16 protein-coding genes, 1 tRNA gene and 1 pseudogene are annotated in these 15,998 nt (G+C 71.7%); 12 read left to right on the forward strand and 6 right to left on the reverse strand.

The window, feature by feature from the left end; genetic code table 11:
- Window positions 1–21 precede the first annotated feature (21 nt).
- On the reverse strand, window positions 22–489 hold the full coding sequence (locus tag DSM104299_RS21255) for a hypothetical protein (protein ID WP_272473661.1): 468 nt from the start codon (window positions 487–489) through the stop codon (window positions 22–24).
- Between the two features lie 185 nt (window positions 490–674).
- Here DSM104299_RS21255 and DSM104299_RS21260 point away from each other — a divergent pair, with 185 nt between their 5' ends.
- From DSM104299_RS21260 to DSM104299_RS21285, 6 genes are all read left to right on the forward strand, one after another.
- Window positions 675–1,841: a tyrosine-type recombinase/integrase gene (locus tag DSM104299_RS21260; RefSeq protein ID WP_272473662.1), complete on the forward strand. Its 1,167-nt coding sequence runs from the start codon at window positions 675–677 to the stop codon at window positions 1,839–1,841.
- 187 nt (window positions 1,842–2,028) lie between these two features.
- On the forward strand, window positions 2,029–2,325 hold the full coding sequence (locus DSM104299_RS21265) for a hypothetical protein (protein WP_272473663.1): 297 nt from the start codon (window positions 2,029–2,031) through the stop codon (window positions 2,323–2,325).
- Window positions 2,322–3,515 (forward strand): tyrosine-type recombinase/integrase, encoded by a 1,194-nt coding sequence (locus DSM104299_RS21270; protein ID WP_272473664.1) that lies wholly within the window; start codon window positions 2,322–2,324, stop codon window positions 3,513–3,515. The genes DSM104299_RS21265 and DSM104299_RS21270 overlap by 4 nt, the downstream gene beginning before the upstream one ends.
- Window positions 3,515–3,961, forward strand: a complete 447-nt coding sequence (locus tag DSM104299_RS21275; protein ID WP_272473665.1) for a MerR family transcriptional regulator — start codon at window positions 3,515–3,517, stop codon at window positions 3,959–3,961. Before DSM104299_RS21270 ends, DSM104299_RS21275 begins: the two co-directional genes overlap by 1 nt.
- A 776-nt stretch (window positions 3,962–4,737) precedes the next feature.
- Entirely contained in the window at window positions 4,738–5,619 is an 882-nt protein-coding gene (locus DSM104299_RS21280) for a helix-turn-helix domain-containing protein (RefSeq protein WP_272473666.1), read from the forward strand.
- Window positions 5,620–6,254: 635 nt separating this feature from the next.
- Window positions 6,255–7,496, forward strand: coding sequence for a tyrosine-type recombinase/integrase (locus DSM104299_RS21285; protein ID WP_272473667.1), 1,242 nt, complete (start codon window positions 6,255–6,257; stop codon window positions 7,494–7,496).
- Between the two features lie 16 nt (window positions 7,497–7,512).
- On the opposite strand, the gene DSM104299_RS21290 is transcribed toward DSM104299_RS21285, so the two are convergent.
- Window positions 7,513–7,586: transfer RNA gene (locus tag DSM104299_RS21290), tRNA-Pro, on the reverse strand.
- A 241-nt stretch (window positions 7,587–7,827) separates the two neighbouring features.
- On the opposite strand from DSM104299_RS21290, the gene DSM104299_RS21295 reads away from it, so the two are divergent.
- The 5 genes from DSM104299_RS21295 to DSM104299_RS21315 are packed head-to-tail and all read left to right on the forward strand — an operon-like array spanning window position 7,828 to window position 11,641.
- On the forward strand, window positions 7,828–8,394 hold the full coding sequence (locus DSM104299_RS21295) for a CAP domain-containing protein (protein ID WP_272473668.1): 567 nt from the start codon (window positions 7,828–7,830) through the stop codon (window positions 8,392–8,394).
- Between the two features lie 16 nt (window positions 8,395–8,410).
- Window positions 8,411–9,688: a DUF1015 domain-containing protein gene (locus tag DSM104299_RS21300; RefSeq protein WP_272473669.1), complete on the forward strand. Its 1,278-nt coding sequence runs from the start codon at window positions 8,411–8,413 to the stop codon at window positions 9,686–9,688.
- A gap of 22 nt (window positions 9,689–9,710) precedes the next feature.
- Window positions 9,711–10,115, forward strand: a complete 405-nt coding sequence (locus DSM104299_RS21305; RefSeq protein WP_272473670.1) for an OsmC family protein — start codon at window positions 9,711–9,713, stop codon at window positions 10,113–10,115.
- 10 nt (window positions 10,116–10,125) lie between these two features.
- Complete coding sequence (locus tag DSM104299_RS21310) at window positions 10,126–10,689, forward strand: NUDIX hydrolase (protein ID WP_272473671.1); 564 nt, start codon at window positions 10,126–10,128, stop codon at window positions 10,687–10,689.
- 13 nt (window positions 10,690–10,702) lie between these two features.
- Window positions 10,703–11,641 carry a nucleoside hydrolase gene (locus tag DSM104299_RS21315; protein ID WP_272473672.1) on the forward strand — a complete coding sequence of 313 codons (939 nt, stop codon included), beginning with the start codon at window positions 10,703–10,705 and terminating at the stop codon, window positions 11,639–11,641.
- 23 nt (window positions 11,642–11,664) lie between these two features.
- On the opposite strand, the pseudogene DSM104299_RS29465 reads toward DSM104299_RS21315, so the two are convergent.
- The 4 genes and pseudogenes from DSM104299_RS29465 to DSM104299_RS21345 form a co-directional block, all read right to left on the reverse strand.
- Window positions 11,665–12,503, reverse strand: a pseudogene (locus tag DSM104299_RS29465) (sulfurtransferase).
- Between the two features lie 29 nt (window positions 12,504–12,532).
- The gene (locus tag DSM104299_RS21335; RefSeq protein ID WP_272473676.1) at window positions 12,533–13,882 is read right to left on the reverse strand and encodes a hypothetical protein; all 1,350 of its coding nucleotides are present in this window, start codon (window positions 13,880–13,882) and stop codon (window positions 12,533–12,535) included.
- Between the two features lie 8 nt (window positions 13,883–13,890).
- The gene (locus DSM104299_RS21340) at window positions 13,891–14,358 is read right to left on the reverse strand and encodes a Rossmann-fold NAD(P)-binding domain-containing protein (RefSeq protein ID WP_272473677.1); all 468 of its coding nucleotides are present in this window, start codon (window positions 14,356–14,358) and stop codon (window positions 13,891–13,893) included.
- Complete coding sequence (locus DSM104299_RS21345; RefSeq protein ID WP_272473678.1) at window positions 14,355–14,789, reverse strand: hypothetical protein; 435 nt, start codon at window positions 14,787–14,789, stop codon at window positions 14,355–14,357. Before DSM104299_RS21345 ends, DSM104299_RS21340 begins: the two co-directional genes overlap by 4 nt.
- A gap of 33 nt (window positions 14,790–14,822) precedes the next feature.
- On the opposite strand from DSM104299_RS21345, the gene DSM104299_RS21350 reads away from it, so the two are divergent.
- Entirely contained in the window at window positions 14,823–15,983 is a 1,161-nt protein-coding gene (locus DSM104299_RS21350) for an acyl-CoA dehydrogenase family protein (protein ID WP_272473679.1), read from the forward strand.
- Window positions 15,984–15,998: the final 15 nt, after the last annotated feature.

Genomic DNA, 15,998 nt, shown 5'->3' on the forward strand with positions numbered 1-15,998 from the left:
CCGTCGATCGAGCCGAGCGACCTACTCCCACCACCGGTGACCGAGCTTCGGCTCACGGCCAACGTCAGCGGCGACTTCGTCGAGAAGTCGTTGTCCGCGCCGGAGATCGTCGACGGGCATGCCGGTCTCTCTGGCCAGCCGCTCGTCGGTCCACGGCGCAGGCGGAAACGCGTTGGCCATGTGCCGGATGACCAAGATCCCGAGCACGCCGAGATCGATCGTGTCGCCGCCGTCGCCGAGATTGGCGCGCTGATGCCGGTCCTCAGGCTGCTTGAACCCGCCAGCGGTCAAAGCCTCGTGGAGCCACACGCGGCCGTTGGTCGGCGCTGAGCCCTCCTTCGGCGCCGGCGCCGGGATGCGCTCGGCCAGACTTTCGCTCATCGCAGCGACGAGCTCGTCGTCGGTCATGGTGTCGACGGGGTGCGTGTCGCGAAGGATGGCGCGGACTACTTCGAGGTCTTCCGGCGTCGGGTCGTCGAGGTTGTGCATCTCTCAATTTCTAGTGTTACCACCGGTCGCACAAGCCTGTGGCTTCTCGGGAGCCCTTGCGCCACAAGGCCTTCCGTCGACCAGTGACAGCGCGCTGACCGCGTGGTACCGTCGCCGCGACAACCAAAAAGCGCCCCCGCGACGCGCCAACGTCCGGGGGCATGGCCCAAGGAGTGTCTACCTCCATGAGCACGACGAAGCCTACGCGCGCCCGAAGCGCGACCGGCATCTACGTGAAGCATCGCGACGCCTGCGCGTCGCACCACGGCGGCGCCTGCACCTGCCGCCCGGCCTATCAGGCCGCTGTCTGGTCCGCGCGCGAGCGCCGCCGGATCCGCAGGCACTTCGACTCGTTCGGCGACGCCAAGGCCTGGCGCGCTGAGCAGCTCGTCGGGCTGAGGAAGGGGACCGTGAAGGCCCCGACTCGCACGACGCTGGCCGAGGCGGCGGCCGAGTGGCTGGCCGGCGCCGACGCGGGGACGATCCTCGCCCGCAACCGCCAGCCGTACAAGCCGAGCGCGCTGCGCGGGTACCGGCGTGCGCTCGAGCAGCGCGTCGTGCCCGAGTTGGGGCACTACAAGTTGTCGGCGATCGACCACGTGATGTTGCAGGACTTCGCCGACCGGCTCGCGCGGACGCTCGACGCGTCGACTGTGCGGAACACCCTGAGCCCGGTCCAGGCGATCATGCGCCGCGCGGTGAAGCGCGGCGTGATCGCGATCAACCCGGCGGTCGGGCTCGAGCTCCAGGCGCCGCAGGGCCGCCGCGACCGCGTCGCCTCCCCCGCCGAGGCTGCCGCGCTCCTGTCCGCGCTGGCCGAGGGCGACCGCGCGCTGTGGGCGACGGCGCTGTACGCCGGGCTGCGACGCGGTGAGCTCCGTGCGCTGCGTTGGGACGACGTCGACCTCGAGGCGAACGTCATCCGTGTCGCGCGGTCGTGGGACGACGTCGCCGGCCCGATCGAGCCGAAGTCGCGCGCCGGCGTGCGCACCGTGCCGATCGCGTCGGCGCTGCGCGCGCTGCTTGTCGAGCATCGGCTGCGCCGCGGCGGCCACGGTGAGGATCTCGTCTTCGGCCACGTCGACGAGCGCTCGTTCGAGCCAAGCAGCGTGCGCCGGCGTGCGCTGACCGCATGGAAGCGCGCCAAGCTCCTGTCGATCGGCCTGCACGAGTGCCGCCACACGTTCGCGTCGCTGATGATCGCCGCGGGCGTCAACGCCAAGGCGTTGTCGACCTACATGGGGCACTCGAGCGTGACGATCACGTTCGACCGCTATGGCCACCTCATGCCGGGCAACGAGGAGCAGGCCGCCGGGCTGCTCGACGACTACCTAGCCGCCGCCAGCGGCTGACGGTTCGCGCTGCGTTACCGCCGGTAGCGTAAGCCTATGACTTGACCGGATCCCTTGTGGGATAAGGGCTAGCGCGCGACCGCTCGGGATGCTACGGTCGCGTTGTTCCTCAACAAAAAGCGGCCCCGACGGTGCTGGTAACACCGGCCGGGGCCTGCCAACCAGGAAGGTGATTTCCATGGCCAGCATGTGGAAGCGTACGCGCGAAGACGTCGCGCAGCAGTACGGCCCGCCCCCCATCGGGTTCGACCCGGGCACGGCGGACCTCCCCCAGCGCCACCGAGACTTGACCGTCGAAGGTCTCGAGGCGGCGGCACGCATCGTCGCGGCGATCGCGCTGCAGGCCACGCCCGAGGACGTCGCGCGCGGCGACTTCGAGACCGAGGTTCGAGACCTGTGGATGGACCGCCTGCAGCGCGATGAGGCGATGGCGCACGTGGACCTCCTCGTCGCGGCGCTCGCGCCGCTCGGAGCTGCGGCATGAGCGGGCGCCGCGGCGGCCTTCCGACCGGGGTGCAGCGCAAGCACTCGCGCGCGTGCCCGGCGTTCAACGACAAGGACGCGCGCTGCCGGAGCAAGGGCTGTACCTACCAGGTCCAGGCGGGGCCGCGCGGCGACCGCCGGACGAAGACGTTCCCGACCGTCAGCGCCGCGGTCGCGTGGAAGCGCGACATGGAGTCGGCACGCGCCCGGGGCAAGGTCGCGCCCGGCCGCGCGCCTACTCTTCGCGAGGCGGCGAACGAATGGGTGGCGGACGCGCGCGCCGGCGTCGCCATGGGCCGTGGCCGGACGCCGCTGAAGCCGAGCACGCTGCACAGCTACGTGCGCTCGCTCAGGAACGACTGGATCCCGCGGTACGGCGATGTGCGCCTCGACGACCTCGGCGACCGTCTCAACGAGGCCGTGGCGAACCTCCAGCGCCGCGGTCTGAAGCCGTCGACGGTCCGCAACGCGGTGATGCCCGTCCGGGCGATCTACCGCTACGCCGTGCGGATGGGGTGGGTGGCGCACAACCCGACTGAGCGCCTCGAGCTGCCGGCGGGCTCAGGCCGCCGCGAGCGGACGGTGGCGATCGCCGACATCCCGCGGTATCTGGAGGCGCTGTCCGCGGGCGACCGCGGCCTGTGGGCGACTGCCTTCTACGCGGGCCTTCGTTGCGGCGAACTGCAGGCGCTCCGGCGGAGCCACGTCCACCTCGACGCGGGCTTCATCGAGGTGGTCGCATCGTACGACGCGCGCACCGGTACTTGGAGCGCTCCGAAGTCAGCCGCCGGGCACCGCCGCGTGCCGTTGGGTGCGGTGGCACGATGGCTGGTGATCGACGAGGACCTGCCGCCCGACGCGCTCGTGTTCGCACGGGGACGGCTCGCCGGGACGGCGAGAGGTCCCGGGGATGAGCCGTTCAACGACAGCTCGGTGTGGCAGCGGGCGAACATCGCGTGGCGCCGTGCTGAGCTGACGCAGGTGTCCTTGCACGACGCGCGCCACACCTGCGCCTCGGTGGCCATCGCGGCGATGGCCGCGCGCGGCGTGTTCAACCCCAAGATGCTGCAGGCGATGATGGGCCACGCGTCGATGCAGATGACCTACGACCGGTATGGCCACCTCTTCCCGGGGCAGGAGGCCGAGCTCGGCGACATGCTGCGGGACCTCGTGACCGGAGCGGAAGGATGATGTCGCCGTACGACGCGCGCGTCGATCAGCTGACCGCCGAGATCGCCGACCTCGAGCGCCACTTGGCCTACGTCGATCAGCGGGCGGTCGCGCTGCGGCTCGACCGCGACCACACCGCCGCCCGCCTGCAGGACGCGAAGACGGCCCGCGACCGCGCCTGCAAGGTCCGGGACGCAGCTGGCCGAGTCAGGGAGGGCGTATCGGCCGACGAGCCGCCCCCACGGCGGAGACCGACGCCGATCGCGATCAACGCTAGCGACGCGGCGGCCATGCTGGGTGTCGGCCCAGACTTCTTCCGCGAGCACATCGTGGCCGAGGTCCCGTGTATCCGCCGCGGGCGACTCCGGCTGTTCCGCGTCGCGGACCTGGAGCAGTGGGCGGCGAGCGCCGCGGAGGCGCCGGCCGGGCGCGGACGCGACTTCGGCGTCGGCGAGTTCTCCTCCTAGCGGCGCGAGGCCCGTCCGCCGCGCGGCGGGCCTCCCGTGTCACCGCGCGTTGTCATCGGCGAGCGCGTCGGTCCCGGCCATGTCCGCGTGGCGCGGCGCGCACCGCCAACTGCCACGCGGCTCAGACACCGAGAGCATCGTGCAACCCAACGGTTCAGGAGCGACTTGCGCTGAGTTCCGACCGCGCGTTCTCGTAGCCTCAGCGATGTCGCCTTCTGCTTGCGACATCTTCAAGAGGGCCGCCCCGCAATGGGCGGCCCTCGTCCGTTCCAAGCCTCCATCGCTAAGTTACCTTTGGTCACATAGGCCATCAACTTGGTTCCGTCCGCTCGGCTGTGCAACCTACGTGCTGCGTCGTTCCTAAACGACGCCGGACCCGAAGATGCCGAGCAGGAGCAACACATGCAGGAGTCTGGTCGCCGCCTAGCGCGTCGAGCCTCGCAGCGTCAGCGCGGCGAAGCGTTCGCGGCTTTGTGCGCCGGCGCCGCGCGCCGCACCCTCGCCGCCCGCGGCGAAGACCCCAACCGAGGACTGCGCTTTGAGGATCTCGCGTTGGTCAGCGCACGCCAGCGGCGACGCATCACCGCCAGCTTGACGCACCGACCAGCTCGCGCTGCCGCACCGACCCGGCGCGGCAGCAGCCGACAGCCGCACGCGCGCCGCACCGCCCGTGTGACTAGCCCGCCGGGATCGGGCGACGGCCCACCAGGTGATCCAGACCCGGCGGACGGCCTACGCCTCCGACGCCGCCGGGAAGAGCCCATCGGAGGCGCCGCATGAGCGGCCTTGTGACGTTCCGCCACGACCTGGGGGACGACGTGACGCGCGTGAAGCACGCGCGGTGCGGCGCGGTCTTCACGATCGCCGAGGTCGACGACGACATTTCTCCGGCCCAAGACGGCAGCGGCAAGCTGCTCTGCGAGCGCTGCGAGAGCGAGCGCGCTGGCGCCGGCTACGGCTTCATGCCCGTTCGCCGGCGCTCGGCGCTCGAGCGCGCTGGCGGTAAGCCGTACGGACCGCTCCCGTGGTGGTTCGCGCGCGGTGAAGGCCTACACCTGTCGCCCACGGAGTTCCGGCTGGTGGTGGCGTTGTGGGGCTTCCAGGGCGAGCATGAGGAGGCCCGGCCGACGCTGGCCACGCTGGCGGCGCTCTGCGAGCGCGGCGAACGTCACGTCGGACGCGTGCTGGACAGCCTCGTCGAGCGTGGTCTCATCCTTCGATGGCGGCGGTCGCGTCGCCAGGCCTACCGCTACGACGTCGGGCCGCTCGTCCGGGGCGAAGTCGTCGCTGGCCGTCAGCCGAGTGCGGATACCGATGTACGGACTCGCGACGCGCCGAGTGCGGACACCGACGTACGGTCTGACGAGATCGGCCACGACGCAAGCGAGGTCGAAAACGTCGCGCCGGGCACGCGAGTCCGGACATCTACGTCCAGTCAGACCGGACATCAGCGTCCACACTCAGTACGGACGTCCACGTCCGGTGAAGAAGAACTAGCGGAAGAAGAACTACAAGAAGAAGATCCGACTTCGTCGGGTCGCGCGGGGCGCGACTTCGATGATGAGGACGCAGCCGCGTTCCAGAGCCTTCCGGCGAAGTGGCGGGCTATAGGTGAGCGCTGGGCTGCAGACGGCGACGGCGAGTCGGTGGTCGCATGATCGGCGGCTTCGACGGAAACGCGCATGAACCCGGTCGCCTGCATCCCGATGACCTTGAGGACTTGGCCGACCTCGTCGCGGAACGTCTTGCGGCCCGCCTCGCCAGCACCGTTGCCCCGTCCCTGCTGGCGGGCGAACTGGTTGACGCGGCCGCGGTCGCGTCGCGCCTGGGCGTCGCCCCAGCGTGGGTTCGCGAGCATGCCGACGAGCTGGGCGCGATACGGATGGGAGCTGGTCCACGGCCGCGGTTGAGATTCGACATCGACGCGGCTGCGAGCGCGTATGCAACGCGGTCCAGTGCGCCGAGCCCAGGCCCTGCTGAAGAGCCGCAGCGACCGGCGCGGCGCAGGCGCGCGTCGGGGAGGCGCCCGACTGCCTCATCACGACTCGCCGTTCCGGCGTGGGAGGAGTAGCGTGCGCGGCGACATGGAAGTGGCCGGGCGGCGCGCTAACGCCCCCGGCCGTGGCGCAGCGGGAATGAGCCGCGGCGCGCGTGCATCGTTGCAGGTGACGGTCCACCTCCGGCTCAGCGCCCGCGGCACCTCCCACCCGAGAGGAGCGGTGATGGCAAGGCATAGGTGTTGCTCAGCACGGCCCGAGGCGGCGTGATGCCGCGGCCGGCGACAGGCAGCGTGGTGACGAAGGCCACTGCAGCCGATGACGTGTCGTTCGCGCTGCGGTTCCGGGCGCTCGGGCGGCGGCAGTTCGTGCACCTCGGCTACGCGTCGGAGGGCTGGACGGAGAGCAAGGCGCGGGACGAGCTGACGTTGACGATGGCGGCGGTGCGTCGCGGGGCGTGGCAGCCGGTTGAGTCGGTGGTCATGGGGCCGCCGGCGGAGATCCCTCGAATCGAGGACTTCGCGAACGTGTGGCTTGACGCTGAGCGTGATCGTGGTCTCGGAGCGCGCACGATCGAGGACCTCGAGTGGCGGCTGGGGCACCTGCTGTCGTGGTTCGTGCACAAGGCCGGTGACCCCCGCGTGAGCGAGATCAGCGTGCAGATGGTCGACGAGTACCGCGCGGCGAAGAAGCGTCAGGGGAAGCTCTCCGCCGGGTCGATCAACCGGACGATCGACACGCTCTCTGCGGTCCTGGACTTGGCGGTCGAGTACGAGCACATCGAGAAGAACGTCGCACGCGGCAAGCGCCGCAAGCTCGCGACGAAGAAGAAGCGGCCCGTGTACCTGGACGGCGTCGATCAGATCGCGGCGGTGCTCGACGCCGCGCGTGAGCTCGACGACGCGAGGGAGTCGCGGACCGCGGATCGGTACCCGCTGGTCGCGACGCTGCTGTTCGCCGGGCCACGGGTCGAGGAGGCCGGCGAGGCGCTCGTTCGGGACCTTGACCTAGCGCGCGGGTTCCTCGAGGTCGGGCGGTCCAAGACGGCAGCCGGGATGCGGAAGATCGACCTGCTGCCGGTCCTGCGCGATGTGCTGGCGGCCTACAAAGCCGGCCACCGCGGCGGAGTAGACGACCTCCTGTTCTCGACGCGGGAGGGCACCGCACGCGACCGCCACAACATCGCTCGGCGCGTGCTGGCGCCCGTGGTGGCGCGTGCCCACAAGTTGCTCGAGGAGCGAGGCCAGCAGCCGATGCCGCAGGGTGTGACGCCCCACAAGCTGCGCCACACCTACACGTCGATCCTGTTCGCGATTGGCCGCGATGCGCCCTACGTTATGGGCCAACTCGGCCACACCGATCCCGCGTTCACGCTCCGGGTGTACGCCCACGTCATGCGCTTCTCAGCGGATGAACGTGCTCGGCTGAAGGCCCTCGTGGACGGTGTCGAGTGGGCACCAATGGGCACTCAGGGCGTCGGGACAGCCGCGTCGCCCGTCTCCCCTGACCCCGGCGGACTCCCCGAAACTACGTCCTAGCAGGGGTTTCGGGGAGTCGGGACGGCCGGATTCGAACCGGCGACCCCCTGCTCCCAAAGCAGGTGCGCTACCAGGCTGCGCCACGTCCCGAGGTCGCCGAGTCTATCCAGCGCCTGAAACGGCTCGACGTAGCGCAACCCTTCCCCAACCGCGGGAACCTGGACGCGCTTTCGGGTCTGACCCCCGACGCTGAGTAGAACAGACGTCCAAAATCGGCCCGGAAGGCCGAATGCAGGCCGTGCAGCGGCCGAAGAACGGAGGGAGGCCGCGGCGCTTGTTCCCGCTCTCGCCCGCCTCCCTCCCTCCTTCGACCCTTCGCCTGAGCCGTCTAATGCGCCGACTCCGCTTCCTGCTGCCCGCGATCGCCACCGCCTGCGTCCTGGCGATCGCGCCCGCCGCCGCCAACGCCTCCGCCTCCGCGACGACCGCCGGGGCCCGCGCCTGCCCGGGCGCGAACCTCGCGCCGTCGCTCGCCCACGCCGCCCAGGCGCGCCGCGCGACGCTCTGCCTGCTCAACCGCCAGCGCGTCCGCCACGGCCTGCGCCACCTGCGCCTGCACCGCTCCCTGAGCAACGCCGCGACGCGGTACGCGCGGCTGATGGTGACCAAGCACTTCTTCAACCACGTCTCGCCCGCCGGCTCGACGTTGGCCCAGCGCGTCAAGCGCACCAACTACCTCCGCCACACTCGCGGCTGGGCGCTGGGCGAGAACCTCGCCTGGGGCTCGGGCACGCTCGCGACGCCCACCCGGATCGTCAACGCCTGGATGCACTCGCCCGGCCACCGCCGCAACATCCTCGACGGCTCGTTCCGCGAGATCGGGATCGGCATCGCCCTCGGTGCCCCGTCCGGCGGCTCCGGCGCGACGTACGTGAACGAGTTCGGGGCGCGCGCGTAGGTAGCTTGTCGGCCCTATGGCCGACGTCCAAGCCTTCCGCGCCCTCCACTACGACCTCGGCGTCGTCGGCTCGCTGCAGTCGGTGATCGCCCCGCCGTACGACGTCATCGACCCACAGCAGCGGGCGGCGCTCGCCGCGCGCTCCGCGCACAACGTCGTCAACATCGACCTGCCGGAGGCGCCGCTCGGCGGCGACGCCTACGAGGAGGCCGCGCGCCTGCTCGACCTCTGGAAGCGCCAGGGCGCCGTCGTCCGCGACGACCAGCCCGCGCTGTGGGCGCTCCAGCAGGACTACGTCGGCCCCGACGGGCGCCCGCTGACGCGTCGCGGGATCTTCGCGCGCGTGCGCGTGGAGGAGTACGGGCCCGGCAAGATCCGCCCGCACGAGCGCACGCATCCCGGGCCCAAGGAGGATCGCCTCCGCCTGACGCGCGCCACGCAGGCGAACCTCTCGCCGATCTTCAGCCTCTACGACGACCCGCAGAGCGCCGCCTGGAGCGCGGTCGCGGCGGAGATCGACCCCGACAACCCGTGGGGCCAGGCGACCGACGCCGACGGCACGCTCAACAAGCTCTGGCGCATCTCCGACGGCGCCGCGATCGCGCGCGTGAAGATGACGCTCGGCGACACCGAGCTGCTGATCGCCGACGGCCACCACCGCTACGAGACCGCGCGCGTCTACGCCGAGGAGATCGGCGGCGAGGGCGACCACCGCTACGTCCTGATGTGCCTCGTCGCGCTGCAGGACCCGGGGCTGACGATCTTCCCGACGCACCGGCTCCTGAACAAGGTCAAGGAGCCCGAGGTCCAGCAGAAGCTCGGCCAGTACCTGCGCGAGGCCTTCGCGGTCACGCCGATCGAGAAGGCGCAGCTGCGCCCGCCGGATGACACGCACCCGCCCACCCCGTTGACCATGGGCTACATCGACGCCTTCCACCAGCAGCCCTACCGCCTGGTGCTCAAGGACCAGGCGCTGGCCGACGCGGCGCTGGCCGATTACCCCGAGCCCTACCGCCACCTCGACACCGCCGTCCTCGAGGCACTGGTCTTCAAGGGCGTCCTCGGGATGACCGAGGACGACATCGCCCACCTCGACGGCCTCGGCTACTCGCGCACCGATGACGAGGCGCTCGAGCTCGTCGAGTCCAAGGCGTTCGACTGCGCGTTCTTCCTGCGCGGCAGCCCCGTCCGCCAGGTCCAGGAGATCGCCGCCGCCGGCGTCAACATGCCGCCGAAGTCGACGTTCTTCTACCCGAAGGTGCCAACTGGACTGATGCTCAACCCGCTGTCGTAAGACGGTTTGCCATCATCGAGGCATGAAGGCCACCGCCATCCGATCCGGCAGCCTGCGCCAGGCCATCCGGATCCGCGACTTCAACCTCACGATCGACGAGCCCGCGGACAAGGGCGGCGAGGACTCCGGCCCCAGCCCGCAGGAGATGCTCGCGGCGTCGCTGGCCGCGTGCACGGCGATCACGATGGAGATGTACGCCAAGCGCAAGCACTGGGACGTCGGCGACGTCGAGGTGGCCTGCGACTACACGCCCGCCGAGCGCGGCTGTCCGACGCGCTTCAACCTCGTGATGCGCTTCCCGGACTCGCTGTCCGACGAGCAGGTCGAGCGCCTGCGCGTGATCGCGGCCAAGTGCCCCGTCCACCGCACGCTCGAGGGCGAGGTCATGTTCGACGAGCGTGTCGAGCGCGTCTCCCTCGCGCGCTGATCTGCGCGCATTGCTCGACGGCGTCCTCCTCGACCCGAGCGAGGCGGCCGCCCTCGACGTCCACGGCCGCACCGACGCGGCCGTGCTCGTCCCGTTGTTCCTGGACGACGCCGGCGCGCCGTCGGTCGTCCTGACCCGCCGCCGCGACGACCTGCGCCGCCACCCCGGCGAGATCTCGTTCCCCGGCGGCCGCCAGGACCCCGAGGACGCCGACCTGTGCGCGACCGCGCTGCGCGAGGCCGACGAGGAGATCGGCCTGGACCCCAATGGGGTCGAGCTGATCGGCGCGCTGCAGCCGACGCCGACCATCGCCACCAACTACGCCGTCTACCCCTTCGTCGGCCTGATCGAGCCGGGCAGCGACTGGCGGCCGCAGGAGGCCGAGGTCGCCGCGGTCCTCGAGGTGCGCCTCGCCGACCTGCGCGCCGGCTACGGGCGCCGCCGGCTCATGCGCCGCGGCGTGCCGTTCCGGACCGACACCTACGTCGTCGGCGACGACCTCGTCTGGGGCGCGACGGCGCGGATGCTGGCCGACCTGTTCGAGCGGCTCGACCGGGCCGCCGGCACGTTGTAGTAGAACCCGGGCCGTGCCCACGCCCATCATCCTCGACTGCGATCCCGGCCACGACGACATGGTCGCGATCCTCCTGGCGGCCGCGAACCCGGCGATCGACCTGCGCGCGATCACGACGGTCTCCGGCAACGGCTCGCTCGACGCCGTCACGCGCAACGCGCTGCTGACGTGCACGCACGCGGGGATCCGCGACGTGCCGGTCGCGGCCGGGTGCGGCGGGCCGCTGCTCGGGCTGGCGCGGGTCGCCGACGACGTGCACGGCGCGTCGGCGATGGACGGCGCGGACCTCGGCGAGCCCGACGTCGCGCTGGACCCGCGCCACGCGGTCGCGCTGATGGCCGACGTGCTGCGCGATGCCGCTACGCCGGTGACGCTCGTCCCCACCGGTCCGCTGACGAACGTCGCGCTGCTGCTGCGCCGCCACCCCGAGTTGTATGACAAGATCGCCGCCGTCGTGCTGATGGGCGGCGCGGTCCAGGGCGGCAACCGCCGGCCGCTGGCCGAGTTCAACGTCTGGGCCGATCCCGAGGCCGCCGACATCGTCTTCACCAGCGGCCTGGACGTCACGATGTGCCCGCTGGACGTCACGCACCAGGCGCTGGCGACCGAGGACGTCCTGGCGGAGCTCCGCGCCATCGGGACGCCCCTGGCCACCATGGTGGTGGACCTGCTCGGGTTCTTCGCCGACCGTTACAACCAGCTCTGGGGCTTCCCGGCGGCGCCGGTCCACGACCCGGTCGCGGTCGCCCGCCTGATCGACCCGGCGCTGGTCGGCGTCGTCGAGGCCAACGTCGTGATCGAGCTGGCCGGGACCTACACGCGCGGCGCGACCGTGGTCGACCGCTTCGGCAACACCGGCCGCGCGCCCAACGCCCGGGTCGCGCTGCAGCTCGACCACGCCGGCTTCTGGGCGCTGATCGTCGACGCGGTCCGGACGCTCGGCCGGCGCTGACCCGCGCGGCGCGGCGCGGGCGATCAGCCCTTCTCGATCGGCACGCCGACCAGGTTCCCCCACTCGGTCCACGACCCGTCGTAGTTCTTGACGTCGTCGCGGCCGAGCAGCTCGTGCAGGACGAACCACGTGTGCGCCGAGCGCTCGCCGATGCGGCAGTAGGAGATGATCGACGGGCCGTCCAGGACGCCCTTGCCGCCGTAGAGCTCCCGGAGCTCCTCGGCCGACTTGAACGTGCCGTCCTCCCGAACCGCCTGCGCCCACGGGATCGACTGCGCGCCCGGGATGTGGCCGCCACGCTGCGCGCCCTCCTGCTCGTAGCCGGCCATCGCGATCAGCTCGCCGCTGAACTCCTGCGGCGACCGGACGTCGAGAGCTTGCGCCCGTCGTCCAGCGCGGCCAGCACCTCGTCGCGCTTGGCGCGGATCGCCTCGTCGCCGGGCCGCGCGGTGAACGTCGTGCGCTCGTGCGCGGGGACCGCGGCGGTCGTCGGGCGGTCCTCGGAGATCCACTTCTCCCGCGGGCCGTTGACCAGGAGCGCCTTGTCGTGGCCGTAGTACTTCAAGTACCAGTAGGTGTAGGCCGCGAACCAGTTGTTGCGGTCGCCGTAGAGAACGACCGTGTGGTCGTTGGAGATCCCGCTGGCGCCGAACAGCCGCCCGAAGTCCTCCGGTCTCAGGAAGTCGCGCCGGACCTGGTCCTGGAGGTCCTGCTTTCAGTCGAAGCCGATCGCGCCCGGGATGTGCGCGTCGGCGTACAGCGCGGGGTTCTCGTCGACCTCGACGATGCGGATCGACGGATCGTCGAGGTGCTCCTCGACCCAGCTGGTCTCGACGAAGACGTCCTTCGCGTAGTCGGCCATCACGAGGTGTGTACCCCGCCCGCGCGGGGTCACCCGTGCAGGATCGGCCCGGTGACCACCGCCTCCAGCTGGGAGGCCGGGATGGCCTTGAGCTGGTCGAGGTCGTCGTCGTCCCACGCCGGGTCCGGCGTGCCCGAGATGTACACCTTGCTGCCGCCGGAGTTGTCGGCGACCAGCGCGCCGTAGGTCTGCAGCGCCCGCGCGATCACGCGCGCCTGGCCGTGGAGGTTGTTGGTGTTGTAGCTCGCCTTGAGGCGCAGGCGCAGGCCCATCGGCGGCAGCGACGGGTCGTCGGAGGCCGACGCCGCGTGCGTGGCGGGATGGATGAACGCGTCCTGGGTGTGGGGGACGGTGATGCGCAGCGCGTGGCGGATGGCGCCGCCGGCGACCTCGTCGGCGCGGGCCAGGCCGGGCAGGATCGGCAGGCCGGCGGCGTCGGCGGAGGTGTGCGTGTCGGGGCGCAAGGCGTTGGACTTCAGGTCGAACGTCGCGGCCGAGTAGGCGCTCCAGCCGGCGCCCTGCTTCGTCGCGTCGTAGAGCTCGAAGAGCTTGCAGTCGCCGCGGCGCACGACGAGGACGTGGTGGTCGGCGCCCGGCTCGGCCGCGGCCTCGACGCGCGCGTCGGGCGGGATCGGGTAGGGCCCGGGGTCGCTCTCGTCGGCCACGTCGTCCTCGGTGAACGCGATCGGGACGAGCGGCTCGTCGAAGGGGACCGAGGTGTAGGGGATGCCGTAGTCGCCGTAGCGACCGGAGCCGAAGTCGGGCCAGAGCGTCATCGCGCCGAGCGCGTTGATGTAGGCGTCGGACTGCGCCTTGTCGACCGTCGCGTGCGAGACGTCGGCGTTCCACGGGTTGTCGGCCGGGAAGACGGGGCAGCCGGCGATCGTCGGGCTGCCGGCGAAGGGATCGACGGCGGACGGCGTGCCGTCGATGATCTGCGTCGCGGGCGCTCCGCCGGGAGCGGCGCCGGCGTTGTTGGGGCCCTTGCCGGTCGCCGGCGCTGAGGCCGACGACGGCACGCGCACCTTCAGGCGCGCGGTCGCCGCGCAGCGGTGGCGCCGGCACGGGCGCACGAGGTAGGTGTAGGTCCTGCCGGCGGCGACGGTGCGGTCGGTCGTCGACGTGCTCTGGGCGCGCAGGATCTTGGCGCGGGCGCGGGCGCTGCCGCGGCGGACCTCCCAGCGCGTCTCGCCGCGGGCGCGGTCGCGCCAGCGCAGCGTGACGGCCTTCGGGGTGGCGGTGGCCGCGCGCAGGGATGCGGCCGCGCGCAGGCGCGGCGCGGGCGTCCGCGTCCTGGCCTGCGCGGCCGGACCGGCCGCGACCAGGGCGGTCGCGGCGGCGGCGAGCGTGGCGACGACGACGAGGCGGACCGAGCGCATGCGCGGAGTCAGGAGGCGGCGCCGCGCGGCGCCGCCAGGACGCCGTCGATCGCCTCGAGCACGGCCGCGACCCACGCGGCCTCGTCCTCGCGCGGCGTGGTCAGGACCGCGTGCGGGATCTCGTTGTAGTCGGCCATCCGCGCGACCTCGGCGGCGCCCGCCGCGGTGCCCTCGTAGACCATGCCGCGCACGGTCGTGTCGATCGTGCGCTCCATCATCATCGTCAGGCGCGAGCCGTGGAGGTCGCCGTCGGGCGCCCGGCCGAGCAACCACAACAACACGGTCACGTTGTCCAGGGCGTAGCGCAACGACCCGATGCGGTCGGGGTCGCCGATGTAGGTCTCTCCGCCCGCGGCCTCGATCTCCGGTCCGAACGCCGCGTGGCGCGTGACGAACCGGACGGCGTGGCCGTCGGCGGTCAGCGCGCGCGTGAGCGCCAGCCCGGGCCGCCCGCCGCCGACCAGCAGCGCTCTCACGCGCCGTCTCCGCGCGGCTCGGAGCGGCCCGGCCGCTCGCCCAGGATCTTCGCCCGGTACTCCTCGACGCTGATCTCCGGCAACCCCTTGGCGCGGCGGCGCGCGTTCTTGGCGTCCAGCATCTGGACGACCTCCAGTTCTGCGAGGTGCTCCTCGCGACGCTTGATGGTGTCGGCCAGGTCGGCGCCGACGCTCGCGCGGATCCCCTGCTCGGTCAGCTCGGGCTCGCCCCGCCGGCGGCGGCGCGCGTTGGCGGCCTCCAGCATCTGGTCGAGGTCGTCGATCTCGTTCTGGATCTCGAGCTCGGCCGAGCGGGTCGGCTTCCAGTCGAGGGTGTCGGCGCCGGTCCGCGGGTGGAAGAGGCCGAGCAGGACGAGGCCGACGAGCATCCCGCCGACGATGCCGAGGATGATCACGGCGAAGGGGTCCACGGGCGGCGAGTCTACGCGGGTACGGTCCCCGCCATGGACTTCAGCCTCACCGACGAGCAGGAGCTGATCCGGCGCACCGCGCGGGAGTTCACCGACCGCGAGATCGTGCCGACGGCCCGCGACCGGTCCCGCGACCACGTCTTCGACCTCGAGCTCGTGGCCAAGCTCGCAGCGCAGGGCTACCTCGGCGCGATCGTCCCGCGCGAGTACGGCGGCGCCGGCCTGGACTACCGGACCTACGGGCTGGTCGTCGAGGAGGTCGGGCGCGGCGACTCGTCGATCCGGACCGTGGTCTCGGTGCAGACGTCGCTGGTCTGCTCGGTGATCCTGAAGTTCGGGACCGAGGAGCAGAAGCGCCGGTACCTGCCGCGGCTGTGCAGCGGCGAGCTGCTCGGGTGCTTCGGCCTGACCGAGCCCGACACCGGCTCCGACGCGGCCAACCAGAAGACGCGCGCGACGAAGGTCGACGGCGGCTGGCGGATCAACGGCGCCAAGATGTGGATCTCGCTCGGCAGCCACGCCGGGCTCGCGCTGGTGTTCGCGCAGACCGATCCGTCGCTGGGCCATCGCGGGACGGCGTGCTTCCTGGTCGACACCGACCAGGAGGGCTTCCGGCCGACGCCGCTGGCGCACAAGATGGGGCTGAACGCGGTGGACACCTCGGAGATCGCCTTGGACGACGTGTGGGCCGCGGACGACGCCGTGCTCGGCACGGTCGGCCAGGGGTTCAAGGTCGCGATGACGGCGCTGGACTCCGGGCGCTTCAGCGTCGCCGCGGGGTGCGTGGGCGTGTGTCAGGCGGTGTTGGAGGAGTCGGTCGCCTACGCCAAGGCGCGCGTGCAGTTCGACCGGCCGATCGCGTCGTTCCAGCTGGTCCAGGCGATGATCGCCGAGATGCGGATGCGGACGGATGCCGCGCGCCTGCTGGTCTGGCGTGCCGGCTGGATGAAGGACCAGGGGTTGCCCAACACCACCGAGACGTCGATCGCGAAGTTGTACGCCTCGGAGTCCGCGGTGTGGTGCGCGAACGAGGCGATCCAGGTCCACGGCGGCGCGGGCTACGCCGACGACCACCCGGTCGAGCGCCACTTCCGCGACGTGCGCGTCACGACGCTCTACGAGGGCACGTCGCAGATCCAGAAGCTCATCATCGGGCGGGCCGAGACGGGGATCAACGCGCTGGTGCCGTCGTGATTGAGAAGCTGGGGG

The sequence above is a fragment of the Baekduia alba genome, from assembly GCF_028416635.1.
Taxonomy (GTDB): Bacteria; Actinomycetota; Thermoleophilia; order Solirubrobacterales; family Solirubrobacteraceae; genus Baekduia; species Baekduia alba.